Origin of the sequence: Dapis hubbardiae BLCC-M172 (assembly GCF_050016015.1) — a bacterium.
Taxonomy (GTDB): Bacteria; Cyanobacteriota; Cyanobacteriia; order Cyanobacteriales; family Microcoleaceae; genus Trichodesmium.
The window spans coordinates 1-17605 of sequence record NZ_JBNHEQ010000008.1 but is presented as its reverse complement, the minus strand read 5'-3'; the positions used below and the strand labels follow the sequence as shown (position 1 = coordinate 17605).

21 protein-coding genes are annotated in these 17605 nt (G+C 35.2%); 11 read left to right on the top strand and 10 right to left on the bottom strand.

The genetic code is table 11. From position 1 onward, the window contains the following. Nucleotides 1-408: 408 nt before the first annotated feature. From ACP6PK_RS00675 to ACP6PK_RS00650, 6 genes are all read right to left on the bottom strand, one after another. On the bottom strand, nucleotides 409-771 hold the full coding sequence (locus tag ACP6PK_RS00675) for a SpoIIAA family protein (protein ID WP_426556889.1): 363 nt from the start codon (nucleotides 769-771) through the stop codon (nucleotides 409-411). Nucleotides 772-967: 196 nt separating this feature from the next. Next, nucleotides 968-1450, bottom strand: coding sequence for a hypothetical protein (locus ACP6PK_RS00670; RefSeq protein ID WP_426556887.1), 483 nt, complete (start codon nucleotides 1448-1450; stop codon nucleotides 968-970). A gap of 2 nt (nucleotides 1451-1452) precedes the next feature. Beyond that, a complete protein-coding gene (locus ACP6PK_RS00665) occupies nucleotides 1453-3468 on the bottom strand; it encodes a hypothetical protein (RefSeq protein ID WP_426556885.1) in 2016 nt (671 codons plus the stop codon). Nucleotides 3469-3520: 52 nt separating this feature from the next. After that, on the bottom strand, nucleotides 3521-3745 hold the full coding sequence (locus ACP6PK_RS00660; RefSeq protein WP_426556883.1) for a hypothetical protein: 225 nt from the start codon (nucleotides 3743-3745) through the stop codon (nucleotides 3521-3523). After that, nucleotides 3735-3935 carry a CxC ATPase DNA modification system associated small protein gene (locus ACP6PK_RS00655; RefSeq protein ID WP_426556881.1) on the bottom strand — a complete coding sequence of 67 codons (201 nt, stop codon included), beginning with the start codon at nucleotides 3933-3935 and terminating at the stop codon, nucleotides 3735-3737. Before ACP6PK_RS00655 ends, ACP6PK_RS00660 begins: the two co-directional genes overlap by 11 nt. A 5-nt stretch (nucleotides 3936-3940) precedes the next feature. After that, nucleotides 3941-4693, bottom strand: coding sequence for a DEAD/DEAH box helicase (locus ACP6PK_RS00650; RefSeq protein WP_426556879.1), 753 nt, complete (start codon nucleotides 4691-4693; stop codon nucleotides 3941-3943). Between the two features lie 108 nt (nucleotides 4694-4801). Between ACP6PK_RS00650 and ACP6PK_RS00645 the strand changes: the two genes are divergently transcribed. After that, a complete protein-coding gene (locus tag ACP6PK_RS00645; protein ID WP_426556877.1) occupies nucleotides 4802-5644 on the top strand; it encodes an ADP-ribosylglycohydrolase family protein in 843 nt (280 codons plus the stop codon). A 122-nt stretch (nucleotides 5645-5766) separates the two neighbouring features. On the opposite strand, the gene ACP6PK_RS00640 is transcribed toward ACP6PK_RS00645, so the two are convergent. From ACP6PK_RS00640 to ACP6PK_RS00625, 4 genes are all read right to left on the bottom strand, one after another. Next, nucleotides 5767-6069: an RNA recognition motif domain-containing protein gene (locus ACP6PK_RS00640; protein WP_426556875.1), complete on the bottom strand. Its 303-nt coding sequence runs from the start codon at nucleotides 6067-6069 to the stop codon at nucleotides 5767-5769. Between the two features lie 813 nt (nucleotides 6070-6882). Then, nucleotides 6883-8289: an NAD(P)(+) transhydrogenase (Re/Si-specific) subunit beta gene (locus tag ACP6PK_RS00635; RefSeq protein WP_426556873.1), complete on the bottom strand. Its 1407-nt coding sequence runs from the start codon at nucleotides 8287-8289 to the stop codon at nucleotides 6883-6885. Then, nucleotides 8289-8579 (bottom strand): NAD(P) transhydrogenase subunit alpha part 2, encoded by a 291-nt coding sequence (locus ACP6PK_RS00630; protein WP_094678584.1) that lies wholly within the window; start codon nucleotides 8577-8579, stop codon nucleotides 8289-8291. Before ACP6PK_RS00630 ends, ACP6PK_RS00635 begins: the two co-directional genes overlap by 1 nt. 261 nt (nucleotides 8580-8840) lie before the next feature. After that, nucleotides 8841-9983, bottom strand: a complete 1143-nt coding sequence (locus tag ACP6PK_RS00625) for a Re/Si-specific NAD(P)(+) transhydrogenase subunit alpha (RefSeq protein ID WP_426556871.1) — start codon at nucleotides 9981-9983, stop codon at nucleotides 8841-8843. Nucleotides 9984-10119: 136 nt separating this feature from the next. On the opposite strand from ACP6PK_RS00625, the gene ACP6PK_RS00620 reads away from it, so the two are divergent. The 10 genes from ACP6PK_RS00620 (at nucleotide 10120) to ACP6PK_RS00575 (ending at nucleotide 17468) form a co-directional block, all read left to right on the top strand. Next, nucleotides 10120-10257, top strand: a complete 138-nt coding sequence (locus ACP6PK_RS00620; RefSeq protein ID WP_426556869.1) for a hypothetical protein — start codon at nucleotides 10120-10122, stop codon at nucleotides 10255-10257. A 114-nt stretch (nucleotides 10258-10371) separates the two neighbouring features. Then, entirely contained in the window at nucleotides 10372-10899 is a 528-nt protein-coding gene (locus ACP6PK_RS00615) for a DUF2808 domain-containing protein (RefSeq protein ID WP_094678582.1), read from the top strand. Between the two features lie 122 nt (nucleotides 10900-11021). Then, nucleotides 11022-11162, top strand: a complete 141-nt coding sequence (rpmH, locus tag ACP6PK_RS00610) for a 50S ribosomal protein L34 (protein ID WP_094678581.1) — start codon at nucleotides 11022-11024, stop codon at nucleotides 11160-11162. A 28-nt stretch (nucleotides 11163-11190) separates the two neighbouring features. Further along, entirely contained in the window at nucleotides 11191-11598 is a 408-nt protein-coding gene (gene rnpA, locus ACP6PK_RS00605) for a ribonuclease P protein component (protein ID WP_094678579.1), read from the top strand. Next, entirely contained in the window at nucleotides 11570-11959 is a 390-nt protein-coding gene (locus ACP6PK_RS00600) for a PH domain-containing protein (protein WP_094678577.1), read from the top strand. Before rnpA ends, ACP6PK_RS00600 begins: the two co-directional genes overlap by 29 nt. 228 nt (nucleotides 11960-12187) lie before the next feature. Further along, nucleotides 12188-13336 (top strand): membrane protein insertase YidC, encoded by a 1149-nt coding sequence (gene yidC, locus ACP6PK_RS00595; RefSeq protein WP_094678575.1) that lies wholly within the window; start codon nucleotides 12188-12190, stop codon nucleotides 13334-13336. 9 nt (nucleotides 13337-13345) lie between these two features. Beyond that, nucleotides 13346-13843, top strand: coding sequence for a Jag family protein (locus ACP6PK_RS00590; protein WP_094678573.1), 498 nt, complete (start codon nucleotides 13346-13348; stop codon nucleotides 13841-13843). Nucleotides 13844-14156: 313 nt separating this feature from the next. Then, nucleotides 14157-14660 (top strand): YceD family protein, encoded by a 504-nt coding sequence (locus ACP6PK_RS00585; protein ID WP_094678571.1) that lies wholly within the window; start codon nucleotides 14157-14159, stop codon nucleotides 14658-14660. Between the two features lie 335 nt (nucleotides 14661-14995). Further along, a complete protein-coding gene (locus ACP6PK_RS00580) occupies nucleotides 14996-16492 on the top strand; it encodes an AAA family ATPase (protein WP_426556865.1) in 1497 nt (498 codons plus the stop codon). 532 nt (nucleotides 16493-17024) lie between these two features. After that, entirely contained in the window at nucleotides 17025-17468 is a 444-nt protein-coding gene (locus ACP6PK_RS00575) for an SH3 domain-containing protein (RefSeq protein WP_426556863.1), read from the top strand. Nucleotides 17469-17605: the final 137 nt, after the last annotated feature.

Here is a 17605-nt window from a genome sequence, read left to right as displayed (position 1 = left end):
GAAATTTTTATGCTTACTCTAGGATTTACATAAACCCGCCCCTGAGAGGCGGCTCATATCTTATGGGGCGGGTTTATCTGAGAAACGCATGAAAACTCATTAACTCACTTGTAAAACCCGCCCCTACGGTGTCTTCTCTAATGCACAGTTTTAGCTGAAACATTCCAGTAGGGTGCGTTAGACAGCTATAATCACTCACTATGAAAAACATTTAAAAATCTGTCGTAACGCACCATTGCAAAAGTGTCTTTCCGCTACAAAAAATCCATTAAATAACTTTCAATTAGAATAAAATACTCTATAACGAAACGGAAATAACAAAAAAAGTTACTTCCGTTTATTTTTTCTCTCAAAACATACCTTACGGATAATGTTTAGTTCGATAATATTTTTCAACACAAAAAACTGTTAAGCCTTGATCCATTCATTAGCTTCTACTAAATGATTATTATCGAACACTTTGACAGGGCAAGGCCAGATAAATCCAAAAAATTTTGTTGCTCCAAGAATCCATTTATTATTAGAAACAACAGCTATTTTTGCCCAAGCTGTTAGGTGTTGAAAACCAACTTTTGTATCATCCCATAAAGCTTTCGCATCAAATCCTGAAAAATCATTATCTAAATGATAAAGCAAGCGTATTTTACGATGTTCTTTTAACTTAGCTTCTACCGCAGGAATTAAAACTGACTCATAATCTTCTCCTGTCACTTGGCCATGAGCAGTAAAGGCAAGAATATTATCGGGTTGATTGGCAATAATTTCAATCATAATCATCCTCCTAGATTTCAATCTATATCAGATCGGTTTGTGGAGTTTAATCCTACCTTTATTATACAACTTCACATAGCAGTTCAACAAATAAATTTTAAAGCATTAATCAAACTATATAAAGTTGAGTTGGACTTAAACAGTAGGAATCTCAGGATGAGAAACCACATAGATAAATACTAAGTTTATTTCAAATCTACCTACCATCAATAGCTTCTCGTAAAATTTTTACATACCTCTGCAAAAAGTCTTCAAGATGATAAGGTTTTGAACCAAATTTTTCTCTTAAATAATCAAAACCTCCACTAGCATAAGCATTCATTTTATCTATTCCATCCTCGTCGTCAAGGTTAGTTTGACTACTAGGATTGATGAGTTTTGATAATTGTTTTTTTGTCGCATCTTTTTCATCTAAACTGATTCCCAAATTTTCTAATTCTGCCCTAATAAGTAAACCAATAATTAAATTTTGTTGGCTTTGATAATCGCTAACAAAGTAATCAATAAAATCTCGACATTTACATCTTTCACTGGGATTATTTTTAGACTTTGTTGCTAATCCCATCATTAAACATAAATAATATAAATCAAAAAGAGTTTTAACTTGTTGTGTTTGTCCTACCTTAATATTAGAAAACCACTCATAAACATCTTCACGTAGTTTAAACCATTTAGCCATAGTTAAATGTCATCCTCATATTCTTCAAGATCGAATTTATCGAAATATTCTTTTCCTTCTACAATGACACAATTTTCAGTTTGAGTAACTCCTTCAGAGGGTAAAGTATTTTGTAGTTTTTCTGTACCTTTGGTTTTTCTAAATACAGTTACAAATTTAGTGGAACGTGAATTTTTATTAGGGGTAGTGAAACGTGAATTGTTATTAAGGGTATCAGTAAAACCTTCTCTTTCAGTAGAGATAGTTAAAGCAATAAACTGATGACAAAGATCCGGAATTTGTTTAGCAATTGCTCGTCTGACTGTAGCATCAATAGCATTAGCTGGACTATCAACTACTAGAGGAAATTTATGTTGTCCTCTGTCTAATAATGTTGTTAAAAAAGTATAGCCTACAGATAATGTTTGACCCATACTTGCTTCTTTTTGACCTTTGAGATAAAGAGAATTTTCGATTTTATCAATATGAATTGGGTCTCGTTCTAAAACTATATCTAAGTATCCATTACACTCTTCAATTAGAGAGTCTGTTAATTTAATTTTTGCTTTTTTCAGAGACTCGTCTATAATTTTTTGTAAGATTTGTTTTTTCTTTGTTAGTTCTACCGTATTAGAAATTTCTGCTAATTTTTCTTCTTCCTCTTTTAACCATTTTTTTAATGATTGAATACAAAGATTTTTTTCATAATTTTTAGGATCGTCTCTATGATTTGGGGTGCGGTTAATTTGTTCTAATAATCTTTCTAGATCACTTTTTTCTATTTCTTTATCAACCAGGGATTTTTGCCAAGATTTAAGTTGAGTATCGCCTTGTTCTGTCAGTCGATTATCTATAGTTCTACACTTAGTTTCAGCATACTGTCTAACTTCAATATCTGTTTTTAAACCCTCTATATTTTCAGTTAATAAATTAACGAATTTTTCGGGTTTTTCAGGTGTTAGTTTATTTCTAATATCTTCTTTTAAACTATTTAAAAATGCCGTAGTATCGTCTGATAAATATAAGTTTGCTCTCCTTTGAATTTCTTCACGAGTTTCACAATCTAATTCTCTGCCACAAATACATTTTTCTTCTTCTAAAATGTCTGTAAAAAATTGACGCGATGCTTTTTCAGGAAGTTTAGCTTTATCTAACTTATCTTTTAATTCAATTAAGTCAGAAATAAAACTTTCATGCAAATATTGAGGTTGTCTAATTTGCATCATTATATCTGTGATTCTGCTTTTCACTTCCTCTTCAGCTTTACCTTTTTCTTCTTTATTCTCTGTTAATTGTTGATATAAATCCTGATTCTGGCTATTATACTCATCAATCTTAGTTTCTAAATCTTGGCTCTCTCTTTCTAGAAGGTTAAGTTCTTCTTGTTTTCTATCTTTTATTGCCTCAACTTTTTTGATTCTTTCTCTCAAACCATTAACTTTATTTCTTTGGCGAGTTAAACCCCGTTGCTCGCTAGCTTTTTTTTCTGTTTTTTGATTCCAATCCTTATCTATAAATCTTTTAATTTCATCCAGTAAATAGAGTTGAAATAAACTATCAATTGCCTGAGAAGCATGAGTTTTATTAGAATCCAACAAATCTTTAGCAAACTCACCATCAAAAATAAATAATTGCACAAATTTTTGATTCAAAAAACGATAAAGACTAGGGGGAGGCTCCCATTTTGGAATTATTCCTCCTAATGATGGAGAAATAGTAGAATAATTAACTGTTCCCTCTTCAAAATCAAAATCTAGTTCAAAAGTTAAACGCTTCTCATCAACCCTTAAATCTAAAGTAAATTTTCCTTCAGAATTAAATTTATTAACTCTACGAAAACTTTTTACTTTCTCTGCACCCCATTTATCTGCTTCCCCATTCATAGCAGCACGAATTAAACTTAAAGTAGTCGTTTTTGCCGTACCATTAGGCATTTGAATCAGAGAAACATGAACAGGGTTCACACCAGATAAAAGATTAATTTCCATATCTGGGCATCTCAAACCCTCTGTTTTCCAACCAATAATTTCAATCTTCATTATTCATTTCTAATTTTTCAATAGTTACACCCTTATCATCAACCCTTAAATTTTAAACAAATGTTCCTCTAGAATTAAATTTATTAACCATACAAAAACTTCTTACTTTTTCCCCACTCATAGCAGCACGAATTAAACTTAAAGTAGTAGTTTTTGCCGTACCGTTAGGCATTTTAACCAGAGAAAAATGAGCATATTTATCGCCAGATAAAAGATTAATATTCATATCTAGGCATCTCAAACCCTCTGTTTCCCAACCAATAATTTCAATCTTCATTATTCATTTCTAATTTATCAATATTAATAGCATCATAGACTAAATCAAGACGTTCACTTTTATCAGTTTCACTTAAATTTTGCTTGCTCATTTCCTCTAACCATTTAATCAATCTATTTGCAACTGTTTCTGGTTGACTTGCTTCCGAAACAGACTCTCTAATAGCCTTTTTTATTTCCTCATCTAACATAACTATTAACTTTTTATCCTCAATTTTGAAAGTTCAGATAACCACTCATAACGTTCCTCATCAGCAGATATTCTATCTCGATTATCCTCCAAACACAAAACAAAATCAACTACTTTTGCCCTCTTATCTGGATTATTTGGATTAATCCGCAAACAACGACCTATACGTTGAATAGTTTCTAATTTAGCCCTTGCTGAAGAAAAAAGAATCACATTTTCCAAATTCTTAATATCAATTCCTTGAGAAACACGGTGACAAGTTATTAAACAATCAATTTTACCTTGAGCAAAATCTTGCAGATATCTTTGCTCCTCTCCAGAATAATAAGTTCGATAACGATGAGTATAATTATGAATATTATCTAAGAGTTGATTCCCATATTCCTTCTCTTCAACAAAAATAATAGTAGACTTAAGCATCTGAGGATTTTCAACTAAAAAATCTGCAAAAACATTTAGTTTATTTTCAGCAGTTTTATAAACACGAGAAAGTTTAATCCAAACCTCTTCCTCGCTCATAGGTTTACCTGCTTTGAGACGAGCTTCTTTTTGTCTATATACTTGTTGAAGTCTCTCTTTATCATCGTTAGTAAGTTCATAACCAAGAGGGATATAGTCAAATTCACAAAGTATCCCTCTTTCAATTGCTTCTTTAACTCCAAATTGAAAAAATACTTCCCCTAACTCTGCAAAAATAAATTCTGTTCCTTCACTGTCATATTCTCTTTCAGGTGTAGCACTTAACCCTAACCGATTCACTCTTGTCTCAAGATAGCCTTATAATTATTATTACATATTCTTTCGGACATGATATTACTTCAGTAGGAGATACTGATAACTGTTAACTGATAACTGATAACTGAAATTATGTTACTAGAACTTGCTATTGGTGATGCTTACGGCGCCGGTTTTGAATACGCAGATATTCAGTTAATTAAACAACACAATAATCTATTTAATTATGTGAAGCACCCGCGCCACAAACTTATTCCCGGTTCCTACACTGATGACACTCAAATGAGCATTGCTATTACCGAAATGATAATTTCTAGGGAACCTTGGACGCGAGAAAATTTAGCTGATAAATTTGTTGAAGCTTTTAAAAGAGATGAACGAGAAGGATATTCTCGTAAATTTTATGACTTTTTAAAACAAGTGAAAACAGAGCAACAATTTTTAGCAGAAATAATTCCTACAAGCGACAAAAGTGGTGCTGCAATGCGAGCAGCTCCCATTGGCATTTTTCCTACTATTAAAGAAGTCAAACAAAAAGCAACTATTCAAGCAGCTATTACTCATAACACTCCTGACGGAATTGATGCAGCGATCGCCTCAGCATTAATGAGTCATTATTGTATTTATAATTTAGGAAAAAAAAGCCAACTAGGAAAATTTCTTGAAACTCATGTTCCTAGTAAACCTTGGTCAGAACCTTGGGAGCAAAAAGTAGGTTCTAAAGGTTGGATGAGTGTTAGAGCTGCTATTACTGCGGTGCAAAGAAATGACAAAATTAGCAGCTTATTAATGGATTGTATTAATTTTACAGGAGATGTAGATACAGTGGCAACTATAGCTTTAGCTGCTGCTTCCTGTAGTCAAGAAATGGTTCAAGATTTGCCAGAAAATCTCGAACTCTTATTAGAAAATGGTAAGTATGGGCGAGATTATTTGATAGCTCTCGATCAACAACTTATGGCTATGAAAAATTGAAGTAGAGGCAGGTTTTATTTATAAATTTTGGTGAAAACCAATAATTTATTTTCCTAACCTACTCCTACAAAACTAGACAATTATAGGAATTAATTCAGCCCTAATAATTAGCTCTTTATAATTTAGTAGCGACCACCACCGCCACCTCTGCGGTTACTATAACCTCCGCCAGATTTTCTGTCTTCACGGGGCTTTGCTTTGTTAACTCTGATATCACGACCCATCCATTCAGCACCATCAAGTGCATTAATAGCTTTCTCTTCTTCTTCCTCTGTACTCATTTCCACAAACCCAAAGCCACGTGGGCGTCCTGTTTCACGGTCAGTTGGTAACTGAACCCGCTTGACAGTACCATAGTCTTGAAACACTTCAGATAGGTCTTCTTGTGTGACATCGTAGGATAAGTTACCTACATAAATTGACATAGATTTTCTCCCAAATTTAGAGATGTGTAGAGATTTAGACTTCGGAGAGAAGCTTGCCAATAACGACAGGAAATTGACCCTCAATATGAACAAACATTGCAACCGAACTTATTCTCATTATCGGTTATATACTAGCACAATATATACCAAATATTCAAAGATTTTTGTGAAAATATATAAATATAAAATATAAATTATAAAGTTACAAGATGATTGGGGACATTTTGCTCAACTAAAGAAAGTCAAAATTCAAAAGTCAAAAGTCATGCATCAAGAAAAAAATGAAGAATCTAAGCAAAGAAATTATTTATAGAAGCCCTAAGCGTATCTCCGCAAAGGTAATGTTTTTTGGATCTTGAGTCAGGAGTCAGTAGTCAGTAGTCAGGAGATAGAAAATATAGAGAAAAAGGTAGAATAATAGCCCCCTTGCTTCACCATCTCCCCTACTCCCCCACTCCCCCACTCCCCTACTCTCAATCTATAATTTTAAACAGATACCTTCAGGGGTTCTATAGAGTATATCAAGTAAGGTCTGTCTTGATGGGAAGTAGCAAATACGAGAACTTTATAACCGGATTTCATCAGAACTTACCGAAGGACACTAAATCTAGTGAGGGCAAATGCCATTCGCCCCTACATATGTTTTTCTCAAGGTGAATTTGTGTAACTCCTGTTCATCTGACTTCTGACTTCATTAAAACCCCTGAAAAATGAACAATGGTTTGCTTCGTAAAACTTACAGAAGCATTAACCATTGAACATTAATCTGAATTAACCACTAGGGGTAAACACCTTAAAACTTAAATCACAGCTTTAAAGTTGCTTAACCTCAGAAACCAACTTAGCAACCATATCCTTAGCACTACCAAACAGCATCATAGTTTTATCCTTGTAGAACAAATCATTGTCCACACCAGCAAAACCAGTGCTGAGACCGCGCTTAATCACAATAGTATGCTTTGCCCTATCCACATCTAGAATGGGCATACCATAAATTGGACTATTTTGGTCTGCACGAGCTGCTGGATTTACCACATCATTAGCCCCAATTACTAAGGCCACATCTGCTTGGTCGAATTGAGGATTAATGTCATCCATATCATATAACTGAGGATAAGGGACATTTGCTTCTGCTAATAATACGTTCATGTGTCCAGGCATCCGGCCAGCAACTGGGTGAATAGCATACTTAACTTCAACACCCAATCCTTCTAACTGGTCTGATAATTCGCGGACAGAATGTTGAGCTTGAGCAACGGCCATACCATAACCAGGTACAATTACTACGGAGCGGGCATAACCCAACATCATTGCACCCTCTTCTGGGTCAATACTATGAACGCTCTTATCAGTTTTGCCACCAGCACCAGCAGCAGCACCGCCACCTTCACCAGTACCAAATGCAGCAAATAGTACATTAGTTAAGGAACGGTTCATACCCTTACACATGATAACTGTGAGGATAATACCGGAAGCACCAACCAATGCACCAGCGATGATTAACATATTGTTCATCACCACAAAACCAGCAGCACTAGCAGCTAAACCAGAGAATGAGTTCAACAAAGAAATCACCACTGGCATATCACCCCCACCAATGGGGATAACAAACATTACACCTAATACCAGAGACACACCTACCAATGCTAAAAACACGGGTAAGTTGAATGGTGTGACACACAGATAAACACTGCCTACAATAAATCCACCAAATAATAGAGCATTAAAAGGTTGCTGTAATGGGAAAGTGATGGGGGAACCAGTCATAACTCCTTGCAATTTAGCAAAAGCAATTAAGGAACCTGTAAAAGTTATGCCACCAATTAATACACCCAATAATGCTGTAATAGTAGTAGGTAATGGTGGAGACTGAGCAACAGCCAAAAAGCGCCAAAATTCACCTACTGCCACCATTGCAGAAGCTGCACCACCCAAACCGTTGAATAAACCAACCATTTGAGGCATGGCAGTCATTTCTACTTTATAAGCAGCGATCGCTCCAATAATTGAACCAATAACGATTCCGATCAGAATCATTTCATAGTTCAAAACTTCTTTTTCGAGTAGGGTTGCTACAATAGCAATTAACATCCCTACTGATGCTAACAAATTACCATTCCGAGCTGTAGCTGGAGAACCCAACTTTTTCAGCCCGACGAAAAATAGAGATACTGCTACTAGGTAGCTTAACTGAATTCCGGTTGGTATAAAGTCCGTCATTATGCAGCCTCCTTCTTCTTGAACATTTGCAACATCCGGTCTGTTACTAAAAAGCCACCAACTACGTTAATAGTGGCAAAAACAACAGCAATTAAACCTAAAATTACAGTGACATTCCAATCTTTGTCACCAGCGATAATTAGTGCGCCCAAAACTGCAATTCCAGAGATAGCATTTGCTCCAGACATTAGGGGGGTGTGCAGAGTTGGTGGCACTTTGTTAATAACTTCAAATCCGGCAAATGATGCCAAGACGAATACAAATAAAGCTGCAATTAATGTTTCGCTCATAGTCTTTTCACACTGAATTGTTTTGAGAAGGAAGAAGGAAGAAGGAAGAAGGAAGAAGTTTTATCTTACCTAGTTTCAAATCTTCTGTAATTCCTCATTTGATTAGGTAGTGCTATAGTTACTGAAGTTAATTTTTCCTCATATTGCTTTTAGCTTTCTGCAAAAATATCAATCCCTAATTTATTAAGTAAATTAGATTTATTTGACATTTTGACTATTAGCAATTTTTCAAACTAGCAATACTTTTTAGTGAGGAATTATTTAACTATTAACAGCAACACTTAAAGCATCTTTTACCCTTTGGTTACGAATTTCACCAGCATGAGTGACACAAGCACCAGCAATGATGTCATCCTCAAAGTTAAGATTTAACTCTCCATCTTTAACCATCAACTTGAGTAAAGCTGTAATATTTTTGGCATACAACTCACTAGCATGAACTGGCATAGTTGCTGGTAAATTTACAGGACCAATAATAGTCACGCCATTCCACTGTACATCTTTACCTGCTTCAGTACATTCACAGTTACCACCCTGTGCTGCTGCCATATCAACTATGACTGCTCCTGGTTTCATTTGGTCTACCATTTCCTTAGTTACGAGCAATGGTGCTTTTTTACCAGGAACTTGAGCAGTAGTAATGACAACATCCGAAGCAGCAACGTGCTGTGTCAGAACTTCACGAGTATGTTGTTTAGCTTGCTCGGAAAGTTCTTTTGCGTAACCTCCCTCAGCAACAGTATCCTCTTGGAGAGTCACATCTACAAATTTGGCTCCCAAACTTTGTACTTGTTCTTTAACTTCTGGACGAATATCAAACGCCTCTACTACTGCACCTAAACGACGAGCAGTAGCGATCGCCTGTAAACCAGCAACTCCTGCTCCCATAACTAAAACTTTAGCTGGTTTAATAGTACCTGCTGCTGTAGTTAACATAGGGAAAAACTTAGGTAAAGCAGCGGATGCCAGCAAAACAGCCTTATATCCACCAATATTAGCTTGGGAAGATAAAGCATCCATCACCTGCGCCCTACTGGTACGAGGAATTAGTTCCATACTGAATGCAGTTACTTTCTTTTCAGCTAAACGCTGTACAAGAGCAGGGTTTCCTAGAGGGTTGAGGAAACTAATAACAACACTACCTTCCCGTAATTTATCAACTTCTGATTCCTCTAGTACCCCAATTTTTAGGAGTACCTCAGTTTCACGCCACAGAGCGCCACTATCAGAAATTATTTTGGCTCCAGCTTGTTCGTAAGCTCCATCAAAGAAGAAAGATTTTTCTCCCGCACCTGCTTCTACCTGTATTTCTAGCCCCTGTTTAACTAATTTGGCTATGACATCAGGAACTAAGGCTACACGAGATTCATTGACCAGAATTTCCTTAGCTACTGCTATTCTCATAAATTCTCCTTGTCTACTAAAGTTTGATTTCCTTACCAGGGAACCCTACCTAAAATTAATGGGCCTGAGTTAGCTAGCTATTTTATGGTTGTTTTACTACTTGGTTCTTATTTAAAATTATTAGGCTGATATTTTGATGCTCGTTGCTATCTTTAACTTGTCTTATGAATTCAAGGTGGCCAGAGGAAAATATGGTGACTCTGAGTACCAAAAATTTGTCATTGATTTTGTCATTATTGAACCTATGACAAATTTCCTGAAAATTCGTAATTAATCAACAATTTTCTTTCTTTTGACTTTTGACTTTTGACTTTTGACTTTCTTTGGCTGTATTTATAAAATGTTGATAAAGTTTTAGTGAAGAGATTTTAAAGTTAGAGAAAATTTTATGAAACGTATACTTTCTGCTTTGATGGTTAGCAGTTGCTTATTAACAGGCTTCTCAATGGCAAGTTTAGCTCAGGGAATGCCAGGATTTACATTATTTGGTGGGCCAGAACAGAAAAATCAATTAAACTTCCGTTTAGATTCTGGTAAATCTGGGACTTGGGATCGTTATCGACTCCGAATACCAGCCAACAAATTAAATTTAGCTGTTGCCCAGTTATCAATTTTTTATCCTAATTACTATAAAGGTTCATTTGATACTGACGATATAGAAATCCGTGTTGGAGGAGGAAAATCTACAAAACCAGAATCAATATCCATAGATGAAGTAGTTTGGGACCAAGAAAATAATTTTATAGAAATTTACCCTACTGAACCTATTCCTGCTGGTAATAAAATTGAGGTAGTTCTCAACAATGTAAGAAACCCCAGATTTGGAGGAATGTATCACTTTAATGCCAATATTAGGACTCCTGGTGATGTACCTTTATTGCGTTATATTGGCACATGGCTTTTGAGCATAGAATAGAATATTTAGTTGATAATAGAAGGATAAATCGATCCACGCTAGCTTGATTAAGATATCCATGCTACAATTGTAGATTGTGACTTTCAATTATTATTAGATTAATGGTAAAGGAGTAGATAAAAATGACTCAACGGACTTTACATGGTACCAGTAGAAAGAGAAGAAGAGTATCTGGTTTTAGAACAAGGATGCGTACAAGAAATGGCCGAGCAGTAATTAGAGGACGTCGGCAAAAAGGTCGTGAGCGCCTGGCAGTTTATTAGAGAGTTTCACAAATTTAGACATCTCACTATGTTGCCTATAGAAAACAGGCTTCGTCATAATAAAGACTTTAGTGCTGTATATCAGAAAGGAATTCGCAAAAATACTTCTTATTTGGCTTTAAGGGCTCTGCGTCATCAGCAAGAGTCTAAATTACCTCTAGATAAAGATAACTTGGAAACTCATAGACCTACTCGCATAGGAATTTCTATTAGCAAAAAGGTGAGCAAAGGAGCAGTAGTCCGAAATCGAATCAAACGCCAAATAAGAGCAGCTTTGCGTCAAATATTGCCATATATATCCAGAGGATGGGATATAGTCATTGTGGTAAAACCAACAGCCCAACAGTGCAATTATGATGAATTTCTGCAACAATTAGAGAAGTTATTGGCACAAGTGGAGGTGTTGCATGGGTATTCGAGAGGAAGCCTTCTATGAAGGTGGTCCCCATATAGGAGATTTAATCTTTAATTTATTAATTGGCCTAACAATTATTGGCCTACCTCTAACTGTTGCGGCTATTGTTAGGGCCTTGTGGCTCAGGTATCGGATTACTAATCGCCGAGTTTCAGTCATAGGGGGCTGGATGGGACAAGATCGTACAGATATTGTTTACTCAGAAATTATCAAGGTGGCAAAAGTTCCCAGAGGATTAGGAGCTTGGGGCGATCTAGCAATTACCCTGAGAAATGGTACTCGCTTAGAACTAAGGGCAATACCAAGATTTAGAGAAATTGAAGCTTACATAACTGAAAAAATGGTGGCAAAATCTCAAAAAGCTGATAGTGCTACTAATTAATTGATAATTGATAATTGATAATTGATAATTAGAGATGGTTTTCATTATCCACTATTCATTATCCATTTCCCTATTCCCTGCTATATAATATCAACCTAGTAAAAATGCTGAGATAAATTATTAGATTTACCAAAAAAGTAGTTAACTAGATGTGGAAATTAGTAGTAATAAATAATTTCAAATCGTCAAATTTAGAAAAATCACCAGCCCCAAGGTAGACATAAAATAATGGATTTTGGTATAGGATTTATTTCCAACAACATAATGCTGCCGATCCTAGACTTTTTCTATGGAATCGTGCCAAGCTATGGTCTAGCAATTGTAGCTTTAACTCTTGTAATTCGTGCAAGTCTCTACCCATTAAATGCTGGGTCAATTCGGAATATGCGTAAGATGAAAGTTACGCAACCTTTGATGAAGAAGAGACAAGAGGAGATTCAAAAACGCTATAAAGATGATCCACAAAAACAGCAGGAAGAAATGGCTCAACTGATGAAAGAGTTTAATCCATTGGCAGGATGTTTGCCACTGCTCTTTCAAATGCCCATACTTTTTGCTTTATTTGCAACTCTGCGTGGATCGCCTTTTAGTAATATTAATTATACTGTAGATTTACAAATATTTCCTCAAGAACAGTTAGAACGAATTCAACCACAGGCTTATACAACTTCACCTCAAAATATATATATTAATGATGGTGTTCACTACCCAATTTTGGCTTTGATGCCTAGTGGTAATAAGTTAGTTGTTGGAGATAAAACTCAGGTTGAATTTCAAACAGAACAAGGAAAATCTCTAGCAACTTTAAAACAGGAATATAATCAGTCTGAAATTAAACCTTTATGGACTGTTACTAAAGGTTCTGAAAGAGTTCAAATAGATCAAGATGGAAACTTAGTAGCTTTACAATCAGGTGAAGCTACAATTCAAGGTACAATTCCAGGAATTGCAGCAGATAAAGGGTTTTTATTTATTCAAGCCCTCGGTCGTGTCGGTGCTTTTGATGACGATGGGGCGATTCACTGGGATATATTAATTATGGTGGTTGGTTTTGGAGTTAGTATATATGCTAGTCAGACAATATCAGGTCAAGGACCTGGATCTAACAATGCTAATCCAAATCAGGACTCTATAAACAAAATTACTCCCATTCTATTTTCAGGAATATTTTTGTTTACTCCCCTCCCGGCTGGTGTGCTACTTTATATGCTGATAGCTAATATATTTCAAACTATTCAGGCATATATTTTATCGAAAGAACCATTACCTGAAGATATTCAGAAATTAGTAGAAGAGTCACAACCAAAAACAACAAAAACAGGAAAGGGAAGAGAAGCACTACCTTTTGAACCAGGACGTTCTAAGAAAAAAGCTTAATGCTAGATAATGAGCGATAGTTATATAGATCAAGATCAAGGACTAGATGAAGGACAGCAATGGCTGGAGAAATTGCTAAACTTAGCAAAAATTCCCGCAAAAGTCATAGCTCAACAACAAGAAGATTCTTATTGGTTGATAATAGATGAAACTAACCTGACACCAGAACAAGTTTCTATTCTAGTAGGAGTTGATGGTAAAGTAATTGATGCTATTCAGTACCTCACCAATACTATTCTGAATATAAATAATCATAATTCAGAAGAACATTTGGCCTACACTGTAGAAATATCAGGTTATCGAGCTCGTCGCCAAGAAGAATTATTATTAATGGCTGAGTATGCAGCTAAAAAAGTACGTTTGACTGGTCAGGAGTATGAGTTAACATCTCTATCTTCTACTGAACGTCGTCAAATACATACTATGTTAAAGGACTGTGAAGACCTAGAAACTTACAGTCATGGACAGGAACCAGACCGCCGTTTAGTCGTAAAAATTAGAAACTAATCAAGTAAGCATTCAGCTATTAGCAGTCAGCGGTCAGCTATCAGCAATAAGACCCTGTACTCCTAGAGGGGGTTATAGACTTTAAGGTTAAGGGATCTGATTTTTGCAATTTTTCTGGCTCAATTAATATAGCGTTGATCGCTCTACTAAAAGCAATAGCTGACGGCTGAATGCTTACCTAACAAAAAAGAGAAAAAATTGGGAGAGAAGCATGATTTGTAGAGATTAAAATAACTAATTTGAGTAGAGAAAATTCAGAATTATGAGTGTAGAATTCTGAATTTCTGGTAAGGAATAAGTGAGGTGAAGTAAGATGGAATTAATATCTATTCCCAGTCTGTTGAAAAAAACTGATCGGACTGAATCTATAAAGTTTGAAGAGTTTATATTAGACTTGGAAACACTGACTCCAGTTAGGGGTTATTTACAAGTAACTCATCATGGAAATTATCTGGAAGTTAAAGGAAAATCAGAAACAATTATTACCCTCACTTGTGATAGATGTTTAAAACAGTATAATTATAAATTGGCGATCGCTCCAAAAGAATTAATTTGGTTAAATAAAGTTACAACTGAAAAAGAGTTATTCCATATAGAGGCGGAAAATTCTGTGGAACATTTAGTCGAAACTTTGCCTCCAAATGGAGATTTTAACCCTAGAGAATGGATATATGAGCAGATTTGTTTAGCAGTTCCTCCTAGAAAGTTATGTGACAAAAATTGCCAAGGAATAAAATTATCTGAGATGAATACTTCATCATCGGTTTTAGATAGTCGATGGGCAGCTTTAGAGGCGCTCAAAAGGCAACTGAATTAAGAGTTGATAGTTTGATGTTAAAGTTGCTTGTTAAGTATGAAACATACAGCGCTTCCCGTTGTTATGAGGTACAAAATTTTAGGTTTGAAGGAACAGGAAATAGGGAATAGAAAAGAATAAAAAAACTGTACCTCATAGCTTCGGAAACTGCTGTATAAGAAAGATTATTAATCAGAATTAATATCAGGTTTGGATCAACAGTTACACTGCAATAGTCAGGGGTATATTTTGGCTAAAAATATCGTTAGTTGCTATTGTAGAAAACAGCCCAGAAAAATGTTTTCTGAACTACCAACAAACTAAACATGATATAATTAGCCATTAAAAAAAATATTATGAATTTTCAAGAAGAGTTTGAACTACTACTCCGCTCACGCTACTCAATAATTTATATTCAAACAAGGGAAGAAGAACGAGTAGAAAATTCTATTACTGAATCTGCAAAAAAACAAGGTAATAGAGCAGTATATCTTTGGGATTTTGTGGAAGGATATCAAAATAATCCTAATGATATAGGTTTTGGAAAAAGAAATCCTCTTCAAGGTTTAGAACTGCTGGAAAAGTTACCGGAATCAGCTGCGGCCATATTTATATTACGGGATTTTCAGAGATTTTTAGAAGATATTTCTATTTCTAGAAAGCTGAGAAATTTAGCCAAAAAGTTAAAATCTCAACCCAAAAATATAGTTATTTTGGCTCCTGAAATATCTGTTCCAGATGATTTAACTGAAGTTATTACAATCATAGAATTTCCACTGCCAAATAGTCAAGAAATTTCCCAAGAGGTAGAACGTTTGTTAGTGGCAATGGGTCAATCTTTAGAGAAACGTTTATTAGATGAAGTAGTTAGGGCATCTCAAGGATTATCTATTGAAAGAATTAGAAGAGTTTTGGCTAAAGCAATAGCTACCCACGGAGAATTAGAGGTTGATGATGTCGATCTAATTTTAGAAGAAAAACGCCAAACTATTCGTCAAACTCAAATATTGGACTTCTATCCTGCCCATGAAAATATTTCTGATATTGGGGGTTTGGACAATTTGAAAGATTGGTTATTGCGACGGGGAGGGGCATTTTCTGAACGAGCAAGACAATATGGTTTACCTCATCCAAGAGGTTTACTTTTGGTAGGAATACAGGGTACGGGTAAATCTCTTACTGCTAAGGCGATCGCTCATCATTGGCATTTACCTTTATTACGTTTGGATGTGGGCCGTTTATTTGGAGGTTTGGTGGGAGAGTCGGAGTCTCGTACCCGACAGATGATTTCTATTGCTGAAGCTTTGGCACCTTGTGTCCTTTGGATAGATGAAATTGATAAAGGTTTTGCAGGGTTTAAAAGTCAAGGAGATGCTGGTACTACGAGTCGGGTTTTTGGTACTTTTATTACTTGGTTAGCTGAAAAAATATCTCCTGTATTTGTGGTAGCTACTGCTAATAATATTGAATCTTTACCAGCAGAAATATTACGAAAGGGTAGGTTTGATGAAATATTTTTTGTTGGTTTACCTAACCAGGAGGAAAGAAAAGCTATTTTTGAGGTACATTTATCTCGGTTAAGACCTCATAATATTAAGAGTTATGATATACAACGACTAGCTTATGAAACTCCAGATTTTTCTGGTGCAGAAATAGAACAATCTTTAGTAGAAGCTATGCACATTGGGTTTAGTCAAAATCGTGAGTTTACTACTGAGGATATTTTGGAGTCTGCTAGTCAAATTATTCCTTTAGCTAGAACTGCTGAAGAACAAATTAAGTTTTTACAAGATTGGGCAGCGGCAGGTAAAGCCCGTCTTGCTTCTAGATATGATGGTTTTAAAATTAATTAATAATGGATAATTGATAATGGATAATTACTTCAAGGAAAACTGTAACGTAATTGAATATCAGGAAATATCTTAGCACTTTTCTCTTAAAATAGAAGGCTTTATACCTTGATTTTTCGGTGCTGAAATACTCAACAAAACAGAAAATTTGATATTATAGCAATTCTGAATGATTTGTGAGAAAAACTGTAGGGGTTTGATTTCCCAATCCCATTTTTGGAGTTAGTTTGGAGACAAAAACCATAGGATGAAAAGTTACAAAATATTTATGGCTTGCTGTATATTAACTATAATTAATTATAGCGTTTCTCAAGCTTATGAGGTACACAAGCTCTTTAATTTCTTTTCTATTCCTTATTTCCCAGTTAAGTGTTCCCTATTCCCTGTTCCCTAAAACCTAGAATTTTGTACCTCACGCTTCTTGGGAATTGCTATATCTATAATAAAAATGTTTTTCTCTTTCAAGTTGCTCCCTGTTCCCTATTCCCCATTCCCTATTCCCTATTCCCTATTCCATTGAAAAAAATAAAAAGTTATGAATTTGTATGGATTCTTCAAATTTTTAGTAGGATTTATTTTAGCAATACTATTACTAGCTGGAGCTAGCGCAGCAGCAGTTCTCTATTTTGCAGCTAAACTCACAAGAATGCCTGAAAAACCAATATTTCAAAATGAAAAACCTGTAGTCCAAAAAGTTAGCACCTCTCCTCAACCAACTGTAGCTACTAGCAGTACAAAATCAGCAAATGAAAATGAATTAGCTCCTGGAACTTATAGGGCGATTGTAGTAGAACCTATTGGTTTGATTCTTCGCGATACTCCTAGTAGAAATTCTAATCGGATAGGAGGTATTTCTTATCGAGAGGAAGTTATAGTTTTGGAAGAGAGTTCTGATAAAAGATGGCAAAAAGTTAGGGTAGATGATGGGAGCGATCGTATAGGGTGGGTTTCAGGAGGTAATACGGAAAGGTTAGATTAGATTATCAACTTTTTACATCAGTTAAAATTGACTTTATTTCTGTAGATTATAGTAAGAAAATATATATAGGATTTCTAGGATATACCGAAAAATAAAGGTATAAAGCCTCTCACTCACCGTGGAGAAACAAAAAAAAT